Source organism: Pseudomonas sp. P39-UII1 (genome assembly GCF_039672635.1).
Classification (GTDB): domain Bacteria; phylum Pseudomonadota; class Gammaproteobacteria; order Pseudomonadales; family Pseudomonadaceae; genus Aquipseudomonas.
Window position 1 is genome coordinate 130669 of sequence record NZ_JBDFPP010000007.1, and the last position, 19162, is coordinate 149830.

Annotated in this window: 13 protein-coding genes; 5 read left to right on the top strand and 8 right to left on the bottom strand. The window is 63.8% G+C overall.

Annotation, left to right across the window (positions count from 1 at the left end; genetic code table 11):
- Positions 1–37: 37 nt before the first annotated feature.
- Positions 38–1075 (top strand): OmpA family protein, encoded by a 1038-nt coding sequence (locus ABEH27_RS12070; protein ID WP_346613797.1) that lies wholly within the window; start codon positions 38–40, stop codon positions 1073–1075.
- 79 nt (positions 1076–1154) lie between these two features.
- Here ABEH27_RS12070 and cobA read toward each other — a convergent pair whose 3' ends face one another.
- The 5 genes from cobA to ABEH27_RS12095 form a co-directional block, all read right to left on the bottom strand.
- The gene (gene cobA / locus ABEH27_RS12075; RefSeq protein WP_346613798.1) at positions 1155–1895 is read right to left on the bottom strand and encodes a uroporphyrinogen-III C-methyltransferase; all 741 of its coding nucleotides are present in this window, start codon (positions 1893–1895) and stop codon (positions 1155–1157) included.
- Positions 1896–1921: 26 nt separating this feature from the next.
- Positions 1922–3589 carry a bifunctional protein-serine/threonine kinase/phosphatase gene (locus tag ABEH27_RS12080; RefSeq protein WP_346613799.1) on the bottom strand — a complete coding sequence of 556 codons (1668 nt, stop codon included), beginning with the start codon at positions 3587–3589 and terminating at the stop codon, positions 1922–1924.
- Between the two features lie 9 nt (positions 3590–3598).
- Positions 3599–4810 carry a nitrate/nitrite transporter gene (locus ABEH27_RS12085; RefSeq protein WP_346613800.1) on the bottom strand — a complete coding sequence of 404 codons (1212 nt, stop codon included), beginning with the start codon at positions 4808–4810 and terminating at the stop codon, positions 3599–3601.
- 152 nt (positions 4811–4962) lie between these two features.
- Positions 4963–5538 carry an ANTAR domain-containing protein gene (locus tag ABEH27_RS12090; protein ID WP_346613801.1) on the bottom strand — a complete coding sequence of 192 codons (576 nt, stop codon included), beginning with the start codon at positions 5536–5538 and terminating at the stop codon, positions 4963–4965.
- Positions 5539–5549: 11 nt separating this feature from the next.
- Positions 5550–6752, bottom strand: coding sequence for a CmpA/NrtA family ABC transporter substrate-binding protein (locus ABEH27_RS12095; RefSeq protein ID WP_346613802.1), 1203 nt, complete (start codon positions 6750–6752; stop codon positions 5550–5552).
- 129 nt (positions 6753–6881) lie between these two features.
- Between ABEH27_RS12095 and ABEH27_RS12100 the strand changes: the two genes are divergently transcribed.
- Positions 6882–7907, top strand: a complete 1026-nt coding sequence (locus ABEH27_RS12100) for a quinone-dependent dihydroorotate dehydrogenase (protein ID WP_346613803.1) — start codon at positions 6882–6884, stop codon at positions 7905–7907.
- 97 nt (positions 7908–8004) lie between these two features.
- On the opposite strand, the gene ABEH27_RS12105 is transcribed toward ABEH27_RS12100, so the two are convergent.
- A complete protein-coding gene (locus tag ABEH27_RS12105; protein ID WP_003248687.1) occupies positions 8005–8220 on the bottom strand; it encodes a ribosome modulation factor in 216 nt (71 codons plus the stop codon).
- 561 nt (positions 8221–8781) lie between these two features.
- Here ABEH27_RS12105 and rlmKL point away from each other — a divergent pair.
- Both rlmKL and ABEH27_RS12115 read left to right on the top strand, forming a co-directional pair.
- Positions 8782–10974: a bifunctional 23S rRNA (guanine(2069)-N(7))-methyltransferase RlmK/23S rRNA (guanine(2445)-N(2))-methyltransferase RlmL gene (gene rlmKL, locus ABEH27_RS12110; RefSeq protein ID WP_346613804.1), complete on the top strand. Its 2193-nt coding sequence runs from the start codon at positions 8782–8784 to the stop codon at positions 10972–10974.
- Positions 10975–11069: 95 nt separating this feature from the next.
- Positions 11070–13463, top strand: coding sequence for a diguanylate cyclase (locus ABEH27_RS12115; protein ID WP_346613805.1), 2394 nt, complete (start codon positions 11070–11072; stop codon positions 13461–13463).
- A 63-nt stretch (positions 13464–13526) separates the two neighbouring features.
- Here the strand turns inward: ABEH27_RS12115 and dacB are convergent, their stop codons facing one another.
- The gene (gene dacB, locus ABEH27_RS12120) at positions 13527–14990 is read right to left on the bottom strand and encodes a D-alanyl-D-alanine carboxypeptidase/D-alanyl-D-alanine-endopeptidase (RefSeq protein WP_346613806.1); all 1464 of its coding nucleotides are present in this window, start codon (positions 14988–14990) and stop codon (positions 13527–13529) included.
- A gap of 187 nt (positions 14991–15177) precedes the next feature.
- On the opposite strand from dacB, the gene ABEH27_RS12125 reads away from it, so the two are divergent.
- Complete coding sequence (locus ABEH27_RS12125) at positions 15178–15522, top strand: YggL family protein (protein WP_346613807.1); 345 nt, start codon at positions 15178–15180, stop codon at positions 15520–15522.
- A gap of 39 nt (positions 15523–15561) precedes the next feature.
- Here ABEH27_RS12125 and ABEH27_RS12130 read toward each other — a convergent pair whose 3' ends face one another.
- Positions 15562–19161: a transporter substrate-binding domain-containing protein gene (locus tag ABEH27_RS12130; protein WP_346613808.1), complete on the bottom strand. Its 3600-nt coding sequence runs from the start codon at positions 19159–19161 to the stop codon at positions 15562–15564.
- Between the last annotated feature and the right edge of the window lies 1 nt (position 19162).

Here is a 19162-nt window from a genome sequence, read left to right on the forward strand (position 1 = left end):
GGGACTGCTTAACTATCACCAGATGGGGATTTAACGGATGAAATTGAAAAACACCTTGGGCTTGGCCATTGGCTCGCTCGTTGCCGCTACTTCGTTCGGCGTTCTGGCTCAAGGCCAAGGCGCAGTCGAAATCGAAGGTAACGTAACCAAGCAGTACTACGACAGCGAACGTAACTTCAAAAACGACGGCACCAACCCTGGTGTGCGCCTCGGTTACTTCCTGACCGACGACGTCTCCCTGGACCTGGGCTACAACGAGACTCACAACGCTCGTGGCGAAGTCTTCAACAAAGACATCAAAGGTTCCAAGGCCAAGCTCGACGCTACCTACCACTTCGGTACCGTAGGCGATGCTCTGCGTCCGTACGTTTCCGCTGGTTTCGCTCACGAGAGCCTGGGCCAGGCTACCCGTAGCGGCCGTGACCACTCCACCTTCGCCAACGTTGGCGCTGGCGCCAAGTGGTACATCACCGACATGTTCTTCGCCCGTGCTGGCGTTGAAGCCATGTACAACATCGACAACGGCAACACCGAGTGGGGCCCAACCGTTGGTGTGGGTCTGAACTTCGGCGGTAGCGGTGGCAAGGTTGCTCCTGCTCCGGCTCCAGTTGCTGAAGTCTGCTCCGACAGCGACAACGATGGCGTTTGCGACAACGTCGACAAGTGCCCTGACACCCCAGCCAACGTTACCGTTGACGCTGATGGCTGCCCGGCTGTTGCCGAAGTCGTTCGCGTTGAGCTGGACGTCAAGTTCGACTTCGACAAGTCGGTCGTCAAGCCTAACAGCTACGGCGACATCAAAAACCTGGCTGACTTCATGAAGCAGTACCCACAAACCACCACCGTGGTTGAAGGTCACACTGACTCCGTGGGCCCAGACGCTTACAACCAGAAGCTGTCCGAGCGTCGCGCCAATGCTGTCAAGCAGGTCCTGACCCAGCAGTACGGCGTGGAATCCACCCGTGTTGATTCGGTTGGCTACGGCGAAACCCGCCCAGTTGCTGACAACGCCACCGAAGAAGGCCGTGCTGTCAACCGTCGCGTTGAAGCTCAGGTAGAAGCTCAGTCCAAGTAATTGGCCTTAGGCTTCAATGAAAAACCCGGCCTTGGCCGGGTTTTTCTTTGCCCGCGATAAGGGCAGCGCCGGCGCAGCATCAACCGGCCGCAGCCACCAGTGTCTGCATCACCTGCGCCCCAACCACCTCGCCAATCACCAGAATCGCCGGGCTGCGCAAGCCGAACGCCCGCGCATCCTCGAGCATCCCCTGCACATCGCTGCGGCATTCGCGCTGCTCAGGCAGTGATGCATTCTCGATCATCGCCACCGGTATCGTCGGCGCCATGCCACCGTCCAGCAAGCCCTGACGAATCTGCCCCAGCCGCGCCACACCCATGTACACCACCAGGGTGGTGCCGCCCTGCGCCAAGGCTGCCCAATTCAGCTCGCTGTCATCCTGGGTATGTGCTGTCACCAGTGTCACCCCACGGCTAACGCCGCGCGAGGTGAGCGAAATGCCGCACTGCGTCGCGCCCGCCAGCCCTGCGGTAATACCGTTGACCACTTCCACCTCGATGCCATGGCCTTGCAGCCACAGCGCCTCTTCGCCGCCACGCCCGAAGATGCACGGGTCGCCGCCTTTGAGCCGCACCACGCAGCGCCCTTGCCGCGCATGGCGCAGCATCAGGCGCTGAATAAAGGCCTGTGGCGTGGAGCGGCAACCGCCACGCTTGCCCACGGCAATTACGCGTGCCTGCGGGCAGTGTTCCAGCACGGCCGGGTTGACCAGGTCGTCGATCATCACGACCTGCGCCTGCTGCAAGGCGCGTACGGCCTTCAGGGTGAGCAGTTCGGGGTCGCCAGGGCCGGCACCGACCAGCCAGACTTTTGCATTCATCAACGGTTCCTCATCGGCAGGTGTGTTCAGCCCTTGAGCAGGCTGAGCAGCAGTATCAAGTTGAGTAGCAGGGACAGCAGGGCCAAGGTGCGCCATACCTTCAGCGGCTCGCGTTCGAGCAGCGGGCGAGGCTGGCTGTTGAGGGCCTGACGGTCGCCCCGTTCGAGCAGCAACAGCCAGTGTTCGGCCGTTTCGAAGCGTTGCGCCGGGTCTGGGGCCACCGCCTGTTGCAGGTTGTGCTGCAGCCATTCCGGCAAGTCGGGGCGATAGCGCGATGCATTGACCGGCTGGCCGAAGCGCGGGCGTTGGAAGGCCTCGACTTCGCCGTAGGGGTAGTGCCCGGTCAGCAGGTAATAAAGCGTGACACCTGCGGCATAGAGGTCCTGGCGCGGGCTGGGTGGCTGGCCTTCGAAGGCTTCCGGGGCGATGAACGAAGGCGTACCTGGCAGTTCGTGCAGGGAGGCTTGCGACAACCCGGGGCAGTACGCCAGGCCGAAGTCCAGCAGGCGCAGTTGGCCGTCTTCGCCCAGGTGCAGGTTGTCGGGCTTGATGTCGCGGTGCAGCAGGTTGCGCCGGTGCAACACGCCGACGGCCTGCAGCAGCTGGCGCGCCACCTCCAGCCACTGCGGCAGCGGTAGCGGGCCTTGCTCGGCAAGTTGCGCGGCCAGGGTGCGGCCGCTGTGCTCACGCATCACGTAGTAAAGGTGCTGGCGCTGGCTGGCGGCGTGCAGCTCGGGGAAGTGGCGGCCGGCAACCCGGCGCAGGAACCATTCTTCGAGCAACAGCGCCTGCGCAGCACCAGGCTCGTGTTCGCGTTCGGCGGGCAGGGTTTTCAGCAGCCACGGCTGGCCTTGCCCGTCGCGTACACGGTAGAGCAGGGACTGGCGGCTGTGCGCCAGGCGCGTCTCGACCCGCCAGCCATCAATCGCCTGGCCGTCGCGCAGCGCCCCTGGCAGCGGCCATTGCTGCAGTTGCACCAGGGTGTCTCCAAGGTTGCTGGCGCCCAATTGCTCTACCCGCACCAGCAAGGCGCTGGCGTTGTCCTGGCTGCCATTGTGATGGGCGCTGGCAACCAGGGTGTCGGCGGCTATTTGCAAGTCGGGCTGCTCGCGCAGTACGGCCTGGATGTGCTGGTCGCCCAGGCTGGCCCACACCCCGTCGCTGACCAGCAGGTAGCATTCGCCGGGCTGCAGGTCGCCGTCCAGGTAATCCACCAGCAGGTGCTGGTCCAGGCCCAGCGCGCGTTTGAGCACATGTTGCATGCCGGGCTGGTCCCAGACATGGTCTTCGCTCAGGCACTGCAGGCGACCGGCGTGCCAGCGGTAGGCGCGGCAGTCACCGACATGTGCCAAGGTGAAGCGGCGCCCACGCAGCACCAGGGCGCTGAGGGTGGTCAGCAGCGGCTGGCTGCCCTGGGCGCGCAGCCAGCGGTTCTGCGCCAGCAGCAGGCGGTCCAGGGCCTGGGCCACGCCCCAGGTGGCGGGCGTGGCGTAGTAGTCCATGGCCAGCGCCTGCAGGCTGGCCCGTGCTGCCAGGGCTCCGTCGGCACATTGGCTGACGCCGTCGGCAAGGGCGAACAGGTAGCCCTTGCTGGCGGCAAGTTCAGGCGCCGGGGTGACCAGGCGCAGGGCATCCTGGTTCTCTGCGCGCGGCCCGGTGGCGCTGGCCTGGGCGAAGCTCAGTTGCAGGCTCATCGATGTGCCTCAGACCCGCGCCGCGGTAACCGCCGCCGAGCCCCAGGTGGTGCGCCAGCGCTGCTTGACCCCATGCAGGCCGAACCAGGCCAGCACGCCCAGGCTGGCAAACAGCCAAAGGCCCATCTGGTAGTCGCCTGTGTGCTGCTTGATGGTGCCGAGCCCGGCTGCCAGCAGGAAGCCGCCGATGCCGCCAGCCATGCCGATCAGGCCGGTCATCACGCCGATCTCCTGGCGGAAGCGTTGCGGCACCAGCTGGAACACCGCGCCGTTGCCGGCGCCCAGGCCCAGCATGGCGCTGACGAACAGGGCCAGGGCCGCAGCGGCGCTAGGCAGGTTGAAACCGACTGCGGCGATGCAGATGGCCGCCACGCTGTACATCCCGAGCAGGGTGCGGATACCGCCGAAGCGGTCGGCCAAGGCGCCGCCCAGCGGGCGCATCAGGCTACCGGCGAAGACGCAGGCGGCAGTGTAGTAGCCGGCGGTGATCGGGCTCAGGCCGTACTGATCGCTGAAATACCCGGGCAGGGCGCTGGCCAGGCCAATGAAGCCGCCGAAGGTGACGCTGTAGAAGAACATGAACCACCAGCTGTCGCGATCGCCCAGCGCCTTGAGGTAGTCGGCCATGGCCTTGGGTTTGGGCCGTTGGGGTGCGTTGCGCGCGAGCAGGGCGAACAGCACCAGGGTGAGCACCAGCGGAATCACCGCGAAACCGAACACGTTGTTCCAGCCAAAGGCTGCGGCCAGCAGCGGCGCCAGCAGGGCGGCGAACACGGTGCCGGAATTGCCCGCGCCGGCGATGCCCATGGCCTTGCCCTGATGCTGGGGCGGGTACCATTGCGACGCGAGCGGCAGCGACACGGCGAACGACGCACCGGCAACCCCTAGAAACACGCCCAGCAGCAGTGCTTGCTCATAGGTGTGCACGCCCATGTACCAGGCGCTTGCGAGGGCGACGATGACGATGACCTGGCCGATCAACCCAGCGGTCTTCGGCGAAAGCCGGTCCACCAGCAGCCCCATGACGAAGCGCAGCACCGCGCCGGCGAGGATGGGCGTGGCGACCATCAGGCCGCGCTGCTGCGTACTCAATTGCAGGTCGGCGGCGATCTGCACCGCCAGCGGGCCCAGCAGGTACCAGACCATGAAACTCAGGTCGAAATACAGGAACGCGGCGAACAGCGTGGGCACATGCCCGGATTTCCAGAAGCTGGTACTCATCGAACACCTCACTCGGCAATGCAACGGAAACGAAAAGACGCCGCTACCCGGCCCACTGGCGTGGACGGGAGAGCGACGTCTTTGTCGGGGTTTGTGGGCAACCGCCGTTGGCTACCGGTGCGATATCTTCAGCAAGAGCTGGGCCAACATCGCTAGCCAAGCATCTCGTGCATGGCAATGATCTGCTCGGCCACCTGTATCAGCTTCTGTTGCCGGCTCATGGCCTGGCGGCGCATCAGGGTGTAGGCCTGTTCTTCATTGCAGTCCTTCATCTTCATCAGCAAGCCTTTTGCCTGCTCGATGCGCTTGCGCTCGGCCAATTGCTGGTCGCGCGCCAGCAGTTGCGCCCTGAGCGCCTGGTCGCTTTCGAAGCGGGCCATTGCCACGTCGAGGATCGGTTGCAGCCGGGCGGCGTGGATGCCTTCGACGATGTAGGCGCTGACGCCGGCCTGGATCGCCTGGCGCATCACGGCGGGGTCATGCTCGTCGGTGAACAGTACGATGGGCCGCGGCTGGTCGCGGCTGACCATCACTACCTGCTCCATCACATCCCGGTCGGGTGAGTCGGTATCGATCAACACCACGTCCGGGCGCACCGTTTCGACGCAGGCGGGCAGGTCGATGGTCAGGCCTGGCGCTTCGACCACCTCGAAACCGGCTTCGCGCAGCGCCGCCTTGAGCCGGCCAAGCTTGTTCTGGGTATCGTCGATCAGCAGGATGCGCAGCATGGTGGTGACCCTCACAGACCGAGACGGGCATCGGGCGCATCGCCCAAGGCATGCAGGGGGAAGCTTCGGGCATAGCCGTGTGGGTCGCTGCCGTCCCAGCGCTTGCCGTCGATCAGCAGGCTGCTGCGCATGGGCAACGCCGGGCAAGGCACACCCAGTGCTTCGGCGGCCTCGTGGTAAAGCGACAGTTGTTGGACCTGGCGGGCCACGCCGAGGTAATCGGGGTCGTCGCGCAGCAGGCCCCAACGGCGGAACTGGGTCATGAACCACATGCCGTCGGACAGGTACGGCAGGTTGGCGCGGCCCTGATCGAACAGGTGCAAGGCATGCGGGTCCTGCCAGTGGTTGCCCAGGCCGTCCTGATACGCGCCAAGCAGGCGCGGTTCGACGGTTTCGATCGGCGTGTCCAGGTAGGCGCTGCCGCTGAGCAATTGCGCGGTGCTGCGGCGGTTTTCCTGGCTTTGTTCGATGAAGCGGCTGGCGGCGAGGATCGACTTGATCAGCGCGCGCGCGCTGTTGGGATAGTGTTCGGCAAAGGTGCGGGCGCAGGCCAGGACCTTTTCGGGGTGGTCGGGCCAGATCGACTGGCTGGTAGCCAGGGTAAAACCTTGGCCCTGGGCCACGGCAGCGGCAGCCCAGGGTTCGCCCACGCAGAAGCCGTCGATGCGGCCAGCCTGGATGTGCGCGGCCATCTGGGCCGGCGGCACCACCACGCTGTTGACGTCATGCAGCGGGTGGATGCCCTGGCTTGCCAGCCAGTAATACAGCCACATGGCATGGGTGCCGGTGGGGAAGGTCTGGGCGAAGGTCAGCTTTGCACCGTGCTGGTGCACCAGGCGCGCCAGTGCCTCAGGGCTGGTCACCCCCTTGCGCTGCAGGGCAGGCGACAGGTTGATGGCCTGGGCGTTCTGGTTCAGCCCCATGAGCACGGCCATATCGCTGGCCGGCACCCCGCCGATGCCCAGGTGCACGGCGTAGACCAGGCCGTACAGGCAATGCGCGGCATCCAGTTCGCCGCTGGCCAGTTTGTCGCGCAGGCTGGCCCATGAGCCCTGGCGCTTCAGGTTAAGTGTCAGGCCGTGCTGCTGTGCAAAGCCTTGGGTGGCGGCAACCACCACCGAGGCGCAATCGGTCAGGGCCATGAAGCCGATATCGAGGCTGGGCTTTTCTGGCGCGTCGCTGCCGTTTACCCAGGCCAGGGCTGATGTATTCACGTAGATCCTCGCCGGTACGGATTAGGCCGTTATGCAGGCGATGTAGCAACGCATGTGCCAAGGCGCTGTCATGCTGCGCGCGCGCTGGCTATAATCGCACCCTCACTCAACCCTGAGCCTTGCCCGCCCATGTATACCCTGGCCCGCCAGCTGCTGTTCAAGCTTTCCCCGGAAACCTCCCATGACCTTTCCCTGGACCTGATCGGTGCCGGTGGGCGCCTCGGGCTCAATGGCGTGCTGTGCAAGCAGCCGGCGGCGTTGCCAGTGAGCGTGATGGGCTTGAACTTCGCCAACCCGGTTGGCCTGGCCGCTGGCCTGGACAAGAACGGCGCGGCCATCGACGGTTTTGCCCAGCTGGGCTTTGGCTTCGTCGAAATCGGCACCGTGACGCCGCGCCCGCAGCCGGGCAACCCGAAGCCGCGGCTGTTCCGCCTGCCAGAGGCCACGGCGATCATCAACCGCATGGGCTTCAACAACCTGGGTGTCGATCACCTGCTGGAGCGGGTGCGGGCGTCGCGCTATGAGGGTGTGCTGGGCATCAATATCGGCAAGAACTTCGATACCCCAGTCGAGCGTGCGGTCGACGACTACCTGATCTGCCTGAACAAGGTCTACACCGAAGCCAGCTACATCACCGTCAACATCAGCTCGCCCAATACGCCGGGCCTGCGCAGCCTGCAGTTCGGCGATTCGCTCAAGCAACTGCTCGATGCGTTGGCCGAGCGCCGCGAGCAGCTGGCCGGCGAGCATGGCAAGCGGGTACCGTTGGCGATCAAGATCGCGCCGGACATGAGCGATGAAGAGACCGCGCTGGTGGCGGCAACGCTGATGGAATCGGGTATGGATGCGGTGATCGCCACCAACACCACCATGGGCCGTGAAGGCGTCGAGCGCCTGCCGCATGGCGGCGAAGCCGGTGGCTTGTCGGGTGCGCCGGTGCTGGAGAAAAGCACCCATATCGTCAAGGTGCTGGCCGCCGAGCTGGCTGGCAAGATGCCTATCATTGCTGCCGGTGGTATTACCGAGGGCCGTCATGCCGCAGAGAAGATCGCTGCCGGGGCGAGCCTGGTGCAAATCTACTCGGGCTTCATCTACAAAGGGCCGGCACTGATCCGTGAAGCGGTGGATGCCATTGCTGCAATGCCGCGGGCATAACACGCAGGCATAAAAAAGGGCCCCATCTAGGGGCCCCTGGGCCTTAGCCCGCCGCCCGGATGGGGCGTGCATGGTAATTCGAATTCAGTGTCCTCGATCAGCCAACGGCGTGATTTTCGTTGAGTCTATGGATGCCAGCGGTGCCAGTCATACCGTCCCAGTTATCACCGCGACCTTCACGCCAGCCGTTGATCCAGGCTTGGCGAACTGAAGGTAGATTGAAAGGGCAAAGTTCGCGGGATTTGCCGGTGACCCCATATTGGTAGCCACGTGAATATGCTCTTTCCAACGGATCACGCTTAAGTCTTCTCATAGGGTGTTGCCCTCACTTGTTGACTGTAATGTCCCGTCGGCCTCTCCGAGGCCGGGCAGAGTCTTTCTGCCGGTTTGCGCCCGCTGCCGGCGTGGCGGGCTGAAGGTGCCGCCTCGTTGCGAAGCGGCCTGAGACCAGTTCTAACGAATGCGGGTGACGGTGTGAATGATCGATTTGTCATAAGCACGTAACCTTTCCAAGGGTGAGGGGATAAGTAAATAAATGCGACTCAACCTTATTTGGGGTTGGGCCCGCTATGATCGGGGTTTGCGGAACATTGACGTCATTTCGCCAGCGTTGCAGCGTGGTGTCAGAAATATTCAGCAATGCGACGAAGGGTCACATCTACCCCGTTATCGTTAGAAATTATTCGTACTGCCTGATGATCTAAGCTGTTTCTGCCACCGGCGAGAGCAGTTCGATCAGGCGGCCCGGCCAGCCCGCTGCAGCATGATGCGCAGGGGAGGCCACTCGGACGCTTGCTGGAAGGGCGTTCGGGCAAACATCGGCGGGTCGATGCGTCGCCTCGTCACTCAAATAGCCAAAGGCTCTGGAATTTACATGTCGGACCGTTTCGAACTCTATCTCACCTGCCCCAAAGGCCTGGAAGGCCTGCTTGCCGAAGAGGCCAAGGGCCTCGGCCTTGACGAAGTGCGTGAGCACACCTCGGCCATCCGCGGCGCCGCCGACATGGAAACCGCCTACCGCCTGTGCCTCTGGTCGCGCCTGGCCAACCGCGTGCTGCTGGTGCTCAAGCGCTTCAACATGAAGAACGCTGATGACCTGTACGACGGCGTCAACGCAGTCGACTGGGCTGACCACCTGGCCGCCGACGGCACGCTGGCCGTCGAATTCAGCGGCCATGGTTCGGGTATCGACAACACCCACTTTGGTGCGCTCAAGGTCAAGGATGCGATCGTCGACAAGCTGCGCAACCGTGAGGGCCTGCGCCCATCGGTGGAGAAAATCGACCCGGACGTGCGCGTGCACCTGCGCCTGGATCGTGGCGAGGCCATCCTTTCGCTCGACCTCTCCGGCCACAGCCTGCACCAGCGCGGCTACCGCCTGCAGCAAGGTGCTGCGCCGCTCAAGGAAAACCTGGCAGCGGCCGTGCTGATCCGCGCCGGCTGGCCACGCATCGCCGCCGAGGGCGGCGCCCTGGCCGACCCGATGTGCGGTGTGGGTACCTTCCTGGTCGAAGCGGCCATGATCGCAGCCGACATGGCGCCCAACCTCAAGCGTGAGCGCTGGGGCTTCAGTGCCTGGCTGGGCCATGTGCCGGCCACCTGGCGCAAGGTTCACGAAGAGGCCCAGGCCCGCGCGCAAGCGGGCCTGGCCAAGCCACCCCTGTGGATACGTGGCTACGAGGCCGACCCGCGGCTGATCCAGCCGGGCCGCAACAACGTCGAGCGTGCAGGCCTGAGCGACTGGATCAAGATCTACCAGGGTGAGGTGGCCAGCTTCGAGCCGCGCCCGGACCAGAACCAGAAAGGCCTGGTCATCAGCAACCCGCCGTATGGCGAGCGCCTGGGTGATGAAGCCAGCTTGCTGTACCTCTACCAGAACCTCGGCGAGCGCCTGCGCCAGGCGTGCATGGGCTGGGAAGCGGCGGTGTTTACCGGTGCCCCCGAGCTGGGCAAGCGCATGGGCATCCGCAGCCACAAACAGTACGCGTTCTGGAACGGTGCGCTGCCGTGCAAGCTGCTGCTGTTCAAGGTGCAGCCTGACCAGTTCGTCACCGGCGAACGCCGCGAGGCCCAGGCCGACAACGCTGATACCGCTCGCCAGGCGCCGGTGGCCAATGAGCCGGCACGCCTGTCGGAAGGCGCGCAGATGTTCGCCAACCGCCTGCAGAAAAACCTCAAGCAACTGGGCAAATGGGCGCGCAAGGAGCAGGTCGACTGCTACCGCGTGTACGATGCCGACATGCCTGAGTACGCCGTGGCGGTCGACCTGTATCAGGATTGGGTACACGTGCAGGAATACGCCGCGCCGCGCTCCATCGACCCGGAAAAGGCCCAGTCGCGCCTGCTCGATGCCTTGGCAGCGATCCCCCAGGCACTGGGCATCGACCCGCAGCGCGTGGTGCTCAAGCGCCGTGAGCGTCAGAGCGGCACCCGCCAGTATGAGCGCCAGGCTACCGAAGGGCGCTTCCAGGAGGTGAACGAAGGCGGCGTCAAGCTGCTGGTGAACCTGACCGACTACCTCGATACCGGGTTGTTCCTCGACCACCGCCCGATGCGCATGCGCATCCAGCGCGAGGCTGCCGGCAAGCGCTTCCTCAACCTGTTCTGCTATACCGCCACGGCCAGCGTGCATGCCGCCAAGGGCGGTGCACGCAGCACCACCAGCGTCGACCTGTCGAAGACTTACCTGGACTGGGCGCGGCGCAACTTGTCGCTGAACGGTTTCTCGGAGCGCAACCGCCTGGAACAAGGTGATGTGATGGCCTGGCTGGAGGCCAACCGCGACAGCTATGACTTGATCTTCATCGACCCGCCAACCTTCTCCAACTCCAAGCGGATGGAAGGCGTGTTCGACGTTCAGCGTGACCATGTGCAACTGCTCGACCTGGCCATGGCACGCCTGGCGCCCGGCGGCGTGTTGTATTTCTCCAACAACTTCCGCAAGTTCCAGCTCGACGAGCACCTGGATGCGCGGTACGTGGTGGAAGAAATCACTGCCCAGACCCTGGACCCGGACTTCGCTCGTAACAACCGCATCCACCGCGCCTGGCGCCTGCAATTGCGTTAATTGAGACGAGCTACATTGCGTGGCTAATGGCCAATAGCTATAACTCTGCTCAGGGCCAGAATTTTCGCAGGACGCTGACGTGATGAGAGTTGTCTATGTCGAAGTATGGCGTGCGTGCGAAGGTACTGGGCGTGTGCAGCGAGGCAATGGCTGCCTGGGCCTTGGCGTTGGTGGCGCTGGTAGCCGGCGGCTTGCTGTCGGTTGCCTTGGCGCTGGCCACGCAGGCGTTCTACAAGCAGCAGCTGCGCCAGCGCTTCGAGCTGCTGGCCAGCGAGCGTTATAGCCGCATTGCCGAGCGTTTCGAGGATCAGGAGCAGCGCCTTGACGCGTTGCGGCGCTTCTTCGATTTCTCCCACGAAGTCACCCCTCACGAATTCGACGGCTACGCGCGGCCCTTGCTGCGCCGCACCTTGGCCTACTCCTGGGCACCCCGGGTCGAGGCCGCGCAGCGGGCCGAGTTCGAGCGTCGGGCCAGTGACGCACTGGGGCAGGCGTATGGCATCCGCGACCTCGATAGCCAAGGCAACTGGCAGCCGGCACCGCCCCGCGATCACTACTACCCGGTGCTGTACACCCAGGCCACCCTCCAGCAAGGCCAACCCTATGGCCTGGACCTGCGCGGGCAGGTGACCCGTCAGCAGACCCTGCTGCGTGCCTTGCAGCCCGGCAGCATGGCGGTGTCTGCGCCGCTGGACATGATCAATGTGGTACCGGGCTACAGCCGCGGGCTGTTGATGGTGGCGCCTGTCTTTGCCGGGACCCAACCCGAGGTGCCTCCCGCAGGCTATGTGATGGCGTTGTTGAACCTGCGCCAGCTGATTACCGAAGGCTTGCCGGCCGCCGCCGAGGACAACCTGGTGGTGCGCATTTTCGACCCCAGTGGGCGCGACGGGCATGAGGTGTTGTTTGACTCCCAGAACTCGCCTGCGCCATTGGCTTTGGCCAGCACGCAGTCGCTGCACTTGGCCGATCACTTCTTTGAGCTCGATATCCGCCCAAGCCAGGTGTTCATGCAGGGCAATCGTTCTACGGCAGCGCTGGCGGTGGGCTTGCTCGGTGGCCTGTTGAGCCTGCTGCTCAGTGCCTTGCTCTATAACCTGTTCAGCCAGCGGCAGCGGGCGCTGACGCTGGTCGAACAGCGTACGGCAGAACTGCGGGTCAGCGAGCAGTCGCTGCGCGAGACCCATAATCAGCTGCGCAGCGTGCTCGATGCCGCCACCCAGGTCGCTATCATCGCCACCAGCCTGAAGGGCGTGGTCAGCACCTTCAATGCCGGTGCCGAGCGCATGCTGGGCTATTCAGCCAGTGAAGCGATCGGCCATTTGCAGCTCGAAGACCTGGTCTTGCCAGAGGAGCTCAGCCAGCGCGCCCACGCCTTAAGCCAGCGCTATGGTCGGCACATTGCCGGGGGGCAGGCGATGTTCGCCGAAACCATCCAGGAGGGTGGCGCGCAGCCCGGGGAGTGGACCCTGGTGCGCAAAGACGGCAGCCAATTGCTGGCCAACATGCTGGTGACCGCGGTGCTGGACGAGCAGGGGCTGTGGGTCGGCCATCTGGCGATCTGCATCGACGTCACCGAGCGGCGTCGGGTACACGAGGCGCTGGCGCTGCGGGACCGGCTGCTGGAAAAGCTCAGTGCAGAGGTGCCCGGCGGCATCTATCAGTATCGCCTCGACCCGGATGGGCACTCGTGTTTCCCGTACGCCAGCCAGGGGCTGTTCGATATTTACGAGGTCGACTTGCAGCTGCTGCGCGAGGACGCCTCGGTGGTATTCGAGCGTATTCACCCCGATGACCTGGAGCGCGTCCGGCGCTCGGTGCGTGACTCCGCCGAACACCTGTCACCCTGGCGTGAAGAATACCGGGTCTGTTTGCCCCGGGCCGGCTTGCGCTGGGTGCGCGGCGAGGCTACGCCGGAGGTGGGGGAAGAGGGCTGCACCCTGTGGCATGGCTACCTCACTGATATCTCCGACCTCAAGGGCGTGGAGGAGGATTTGCGGGCGCTGTCGGTGACCGATGCCCTCACCGGTATCCATAACCGGCGTTATTTCCAGGAGCGCCTCAAGGTCGAACTGGACCGCGCACAGCGTGATGAGCTGGATCTTGCAGTGATCATGCTCGATATCGACCACTTCAAACGGATCAACGACCAGTTTGGCCATGCGGTCGGGGACCATGTGTTGCGCAGCTTGTGCCAGCGCATTGGCCAGCGCTTGCGGCGCACGGATGTGTTCTGCCGATTGGGCGGGGAGGAGTTCATGGTGCTGTGCCCGGGCAGCGATGCCGAACAGGCACGGCTGCTGGCCATGGAGCTGTGGCAGGGCGTGCGCAATATGCCAGTCGAGGGGGTAGGCATGGTGACCGCGAGCTTTGGCGTGGCAGGCTGGCGGCCAGGGGAGGGGGCTGATGCACTGTTGTTGCGGGCAGATGCCGGGGTGTATGCGGCGAAGCAGGCGGGCAGGGACCGGGTCGAAGGCGAGCTGAACTGATGCCTGAAAGGCCAGGCCTGCCGCACCCGCTACAGGAGCGGCATGGCCGCTCCTGTACAAGCCTCAAGGGTTGATAGCGGCTGTGCTATTGCCAGCCTTGGGCTGGCGATACAGGTCCAGCAGCACCTGGTCCAGCACCTGCGAGGCGCCCCATGGCTTCGGATCGTTGAGGATCGCCGACACCGCCCAGGTATTGCCATTGCTGTCACGGCTGAAGCCGGCAATGGCACGTACGGTGTTCAGGGTACCGGTCTTGATGTGCCCTTCGCCGGTCATCGCCGTACGCTTGAGGCGCTTGCGCATGGTGCCGTCCATGCCCACCAGTGGCATCGAGCTGATGAATTCGGCCGCGTAGGGGCTGTTCCACGCCGCCTGCAGCAGTGCTGCCATCTCGCGGGTGCTTACCCGTTCGGCACGTGACAGGCCCGAACCATTCTCCATCACCAGGTGCGGCGCGGTGATGCCTTTTTTCGCCAGCCACTGGCGCACCACGCGCTGGGCAGCACGGGCATCGTCGCCATCGGCATCGGTGCGGAACTGCGCGCCAAGGCTCAGGAAAAGTTGCTGAGCCATGGTGTTGTTGCTGTATTTGTTGATGTCGCGGATCACTTCCACCAGGTCTGGCGAGAACGCGCGAGCCAGCAGGCGGGCGCTCTTGGGCACGTTCTCGATGCGGTCACGGCCCTGGATGCTGCCACCCAGTTCGCCCCAGATCGCGCGTACGGCGCCGGCGGCGTAGGTTGGGTGGTCGAGCAGCGACAGGTAAGTTTGCGAGTTGCAGCCATCGCCAAGCTGCCCGCTCACCACCACGTTGATACCGTCTGGCTGGGGCACCGGGTTGTAGCGTACGTCGCCGCTGCATTGCTTGGAGGCGACGGCCTTGACCTGGTTGTCGATGCGGATGTTGGCAATCGGCGGCTCGACCGCGATAGTCACCTTGCCGCCATCGTTGCGGGCGACGAAACGCAGGGCCTTGAGGTTGACCAGCAAGGAATCGGGCTTGACCAGGAACGGCTTGTTGACGTCGCCGCCGTCATCGTTGAACTGCGGCAGGTTGGGCTGCACGAAGTGGCTGCGGTCCAGCACCAGGTCGCCGGTGATGGTGCGTACGCCGTTGGCGCGCAGGTCACGCATCAGCAGCCACAGTTTCTCCATATTCAACTTCGGGTCGCCACCGCCCTTGAGGTACAGGTTACCGTTGAGCACGCCATTGCTCAGGGTGCCATCGGTGTAGAACTCGGTTTTCCATTGGAAGGTCGGGCCGAGCAGCTCCAGCGCCGCATAGGTGGTGACCAGCTTCATGGTCGAGGCCGGGTTGACCGACACATCGGCGTTGAACACGGTAGCGGTGCCAGGGCCGTTGAGCGGCAGCATCACTAACGACAGCGCCGTGTCCTGCAGTTTGTTGGCTTTGAGCGCCTGCTGCACCTTGGGTGGCAGTGTGGTGTTAACGGCAGCGGCCTGGCTGGACAGTGCGAATGGCAGAAGCAGGCCGGCGAGAACGAGGGGACGGAGCGTTTTGATCATATGAAATTGATACCCTGCGCACGAGGGAAAAGGACATTGGGGCTGTAAGAGATGGTGACCCCACGACGAAATATAGTGCGCATTATGCCCCAAGCGCAGCGCTCATGCGCCACGTTCGACGGAAAAGCGCCGTTGCACCGCGGAAACTGTTAAAGTGCCGCGCGTAATTACTCAAGAGGATTGTTTCATGGCTACCAACCGTTCCCGTCGTCTGCGCAAGAAGCTGTGCGTTGATGAATTCCAGGAGCTGGGTTTCGAACTGAACCTGGGTTTCAAGGAAGACCTGTCTGACGAAGCCATCGATGCCTTCCTCGACGCTTTCCTGGCAGAAGCCATGGATGCCAACGGCCTGGACTACGTCGGTGGTGATGATTTCGGCCTGGTCTGCAAAGCCGAGCGTGGTTCGGTCACCGAAGAGCAGCGCGCCGCTGTCGAAGCCTGGCTCAAGGGCCGTAGCGAACTGACCACCATCGAAGTCAGCCCGCTGCTGGACGCCTGGTATCCGGAAAAACCGGTCAACCCGGCTTCCTGATGCAGGCTTGAAGCGGCCGCCTGATCGGGCGCCGCTTCATCAAGCTGTGGCCAGCAGCCTGGCCAGGGCTTTCTCGACGCGGCGCATGTGCCGCGCTAGTACCTGCCGCCGCAGCTTCAGCTGTGATACCGGCATAGCGCTTTCTTCCAGGGCCTCGCAGGCCGCCATCATGTCACGTGCATCCAGCATTCGTGCTGCGCTGAGGATCTTGTGTGCCTGCTCGCTGATTGCCGTTGCCTCGGTCTCGGGGTCCAGGGCCAGCAGCTCGGCGAAGTCCTCTTGCAGGCTCAGGTGCACGGCGGCCAGAAACCGTTCGCGATCTTTGCGGTTGCCGCTAACGATGCTGTCTAGCCCGCTCAGGTTGAACGATTGGCCCGTGTGGACCTGTTGCCCGGGAACGATGCCGGCGAGGCGCTGGCTGAGGGCCCGCAGGCTGATCGGCTTGAGCAGGCAGTCGTCCATGCCGACACTGAGGCATTTCTGCCTGACCTCGGGTTGGGCGTTGGCGGTATAACCCAGGATGACGCAGCGCCGTTGCCCGGCTTGGCGCTCCTCAGCGCGCACTGCGGCGGCGAGCTGATAACCATTCATGTGCGGCATGTTGCAATCGAGTACCACCACGTCGAAAGCGCCCTCGCGCCATTTTTCCAGGCCCACGGGGCCGCTGCTGGCACTGGAGTGGCTTAGACCCAGGTAGCCCAGTTGTTGCGACATCAGTAACAAGTTGGCCGGGTGGTCGTCGATCACCAGCACTCTCAGCCGTGGGTCGGGGGGCTCGATCTCGGCGGTGTCCAGCCCTTGTGCAGACGTTGCGCCTACGCGCTGCAGCGGCATCATCAAGCGCACCTGGGTGCCGAAGTCGGGCAGGCTCTTGATGCTCAGGGTTCCACCCATCATTTCACACAGGCTGCGGCAGATGGCCAGGCCCAGCCCGGTGCCCGCGCGGGCGCCCTGGCTATGGGGGTTGGCCTGGACGAAAGGGTTGAACAGGCGCTGCAGGTCATCGTCGTGAATGCCGATGCCACTGTCCCGTACTTCCACCTCCAGGCACGGCGCCGTATCGAGGCTATCGTCAGTCAGGCCAAGGCTGATGCGCACCTGGCCGTGATCGGTGAACTTGATGGCATTGCTGACCAAGTTGGACAAGATCTGCTTGAAGCGCAGCGGATCGAGCAGAGCATGGCATCGGGCACTGGGGTGGATGGTCACTTCAAAGGCCAGGCCTTTCTGCCGCGCCTGGCCATCGAATACGCGACCCACCGATTCCACCAGCGCCGCCAGGTCGACCGGCTCCGGCGCGAGCGACAGGTGCCCGGATTCGATGCGCACGATGTCCAGGATATCCCCGATCAGGCCCAGCAGGTCTTTGGCCGAGTGGTGGGCGACTTCCAGGGAGGTGCTGTCTATCTGCCCTTCGTGGGCGCGTTTGACGGCCAGTTCGAGCATGCCGATGACTGCGTTCATCGGCGTGCGGATCTCGTGGCTGATGGTCGCCAGAAAGGTGCTCTTGGCGCGGTTGGCATCATCAGCCAACTGCTTGGCCTCGCGCAGTTCCTGGACAAGCTTGCGGCGCTCGCTGATGTCGATCCAGCCACCGATGATACCTTGCACTTCACCCAGCGAGTCGCGGTAAGGCAGGATCCAGTGGTAGATGGTGAGCTCGCAATCCTTGACCTTCAGGGGGCGATCGATGATCAGGGGTACGCCGGCTGCCATCACCTGCAGGTAGTCGGCTTGAATCTGACGGGTATTTTCGGCACCCGCGAACAGGCTGTCTTCCAAGCGCTTGCCGATTACCTCATCAAGGGTTGCCTGCACCGCCTCAAGGTAACTGGCATTGCAACTTTGCAGGCGCCCGGCCCGGTCTCGGACGTACATGGGGTGCGGGGTGCCATTGAGCAGCGCACCCATGAACTCCAGCTGGTCATTCAAGGCCCGTTCGGCACGCTGGCGCTGTTTGATCTGGCGCCGTAGGCGGGCGTTCCAGACCAGTGCCAGCAATAGCAGCAGCCCGGTCCCGAGCAGCACTTGCAGTACGATGCGTCGAAACTCTTGCAAACTGCTGTCGTCATGCTGGCTATAGCCTCGCCAGCGGTTATTGATAACCCCCAGTTCTTCCGGCGAAATGCTTACCAGTGCCTTGTCGAGGATGGAGGCCAACACGGCGTCTTTCTCGGTAGTGGCCATGGCGAAGCTGGCGGGCTCGGTGCCCACCGTGCTGCGCAGGACCAGATTGGCGTCGCCGGCCAGGGCGTGATGGGCATCGATCAGCGTGGTGATCACTGCATCGACTGCGCCACTGCTCAGCAGAGCCATGGAATAGAAGGGGCTTTCCGTTTCTATCCAGCCTGTTTCCGGGTAGCGGCTACCCAGCAGTTCGGCCATGGCACTGTAGCGGGTGATGGCGATACGGCGCCCGCGCAGTTTATCCAGTGAGCTGTACTCGGTATTTTCGGCGCGGGTTACCAGCACGTAGGTGCTTTCGAGGTAAGGGCGGCTGAGCTGCAGCCGTTCGCCGTTCATCTTGTCGACGGCAAGGGCGGCGATCATGTTCACGCGCCCGTCTTCAAGGCGGGCGATCATTTCGGCGATGCCGTTGGCCCGCTGTACATCGAAGCGCAGGCCGGTGCGCAAGCGAATCAGGTCCAGCAGGTCTGCGGTTATTCCTCGAAATTGGCCATTGGCGTCGAAATACGACAGTGGCGCTGCGGTCTCGTCGATGGCCACCTGCATGACTGGATGGTGGCGCAACCACTGCTTTTCCTCTGCTGTCAGCGGAAGTTGTCGGTTGCTCAGAAGGATGTCGCCACCCGCGCTCCAGCGTTTGGAAATGCTGGCACGCACGCCACTGGGCTGGTGGTCGAGCGTGGTGTTGACCAACTCCATGAGGTAGGTGTCCTGTGCCCGCATGGCGAAACTGAAGCCGATGCTTGCGTGCTTGCCGAAGCTTGCCATGCGCAGGCGTGGCAGGTGGCCGCGATTGAGCTGGTAGTGGGTCGAGAGGGTGTCGCCGATAAACACGTCGGCCTGGCCGAACGCCACGGCATTGAGGGCCTGGGTGGAGGAGCCAAATGCCAGGAGTTGCGCGTTGGGGTAGACGTTGCTGACATCTTGACTGGGCAGGTAGTGGTAAAGCATCCCCAGGCGCATGCCGTCCAGGCCGTGGTCAAGTGCACGGTTTTCATCCTCACGGGTGACCAGCACGGGCTGGTCGACGGCGTAGGGGTGCGACAGCGCCAGGCCTTGGGTCGCAGCCTCGTAACCGTTGGCGCTGCCGAGCAGGTCGATCTCACCGTTTTTCAGCGCCTCCACGGCAGCCTGCCGGTTGGGGTAGCGCAGCACGCGAACCGGCAGTTGCAGTGCCTTGCCGATCAAGCTCGCGTATTCGGCGGTGAGGCCTTGATAGTCGCGCCCGCCGCTGCTGATGTCGAAGGGGGCATAGTCCGGCGCCGATGTGCCCAGCATCAGGTATTTGCGGCCCATCAGCCATTCCCGCTGTTCTGCGGTCAGTTTCAGCTTTATCGGCGTGGGCATCGAGCGGGCGAGCAGGGAGTAGGGCACTGCCTCCTGCTCGGAAGCCTGCACGCTACCCCCGGCCAATGCCAGCAGGAAGGCCAGGCAGGCAATCAATTGAGCCATG

What these genes read in the sequence shown, in the direction of transcription:
- ABEH27_RS12130 (WP_346613808.1), bottom strand. Translation starts at nt 19,161, where the DNA reads ATGGCTCAATTGATTGCCTGCCTGGCCTTCCTGCTGGCATTGGCCGGG.
- ABEH27_RS12080 (WP_346613799.1), bottom strand. Translation starts at nt 3,589, where the DNA reads ATGAGCCTGCAACTGAGCTTCGCCCAGGCCAGCGCCACCGGGCCGCGC.
- ABEH27_RS12100 (WP_346613803.1), top strand. Translation starts at nt 6,882, where the DNA reads ATGTATACCCTGGCCCGCCAGCTGCTGTTCAAGCTTTCCCCGGAAACC.
- dacB (WP_346613806.1), bottom strand. Translation starts at nt 14,990, where the DNA reads ATGATCAAAACGCTCCGTCCCCTCGTTCTCGCCGGCCTGCTTCTGCCA.
- ABEH27_RS12085 (WP_346613800.1), bottom strand. Translation starts at nt 4,810, where the DNA reads ATGAGTACCAGCTTCTGGAAATCCGGGCATGTGCCCACGCTGTTCGCC.
- ABEH27_RS12090 (WP_346613801.1), bottom strand. Translation starts at nt 5,538, where the DNA reads ATGCTGCGCATCCTGCTGATCGACGATACCCAGAACAAGCTTGGCCGG.
- ABEH27_RS12070 (WP_346613797.1), top strand. Translation starts at nt 38, where the DNA reads ATGAAATTGAAAAACACCTTGGGCTTGGCCATTGGCTCGCTCGTTGCC.
- ABEH27_RS12115 (WP_346613805.1), top strand. Translation starts at nt 11,070, where the DNA reads ATGTCGAAGTATGGCGTGCGTGCGAAGGTACTGGGCGTGTGCAGCGAG.
- ABEH27_RS12125 (WP_346613807.1), top strand. Translation starts at nt 15,178, where the DNA reads ATGGCTACCAACCGTTCCCGTCGTCTGCGCAAGAAGCTGTGCGTTGAT.
- cobA (WP_346613798.1), bottom strand. Translation starts at nt 1,895, where the DNA reads ATGAATGCAAAAGTCTGGCTGGTCGGTGCCGGCCCTGGCGACCCCGAA.
- rlmKL (WP_346613804.1), top strand. Translation starts at nt 8,782, where the DNA reads ATGTCGGACCGTTTCGAACTCTATCTCACCTGCCCCAAAGGCCTGGAA.
- ABEH27_RS12105 (WP_003248687.1), bottom strand. Translation starts at nt 8,220, where the DNA reads ATGAGAAGACTTAAGCGTGATCCGTTGGAAAGAGCATATTCACGTGGC.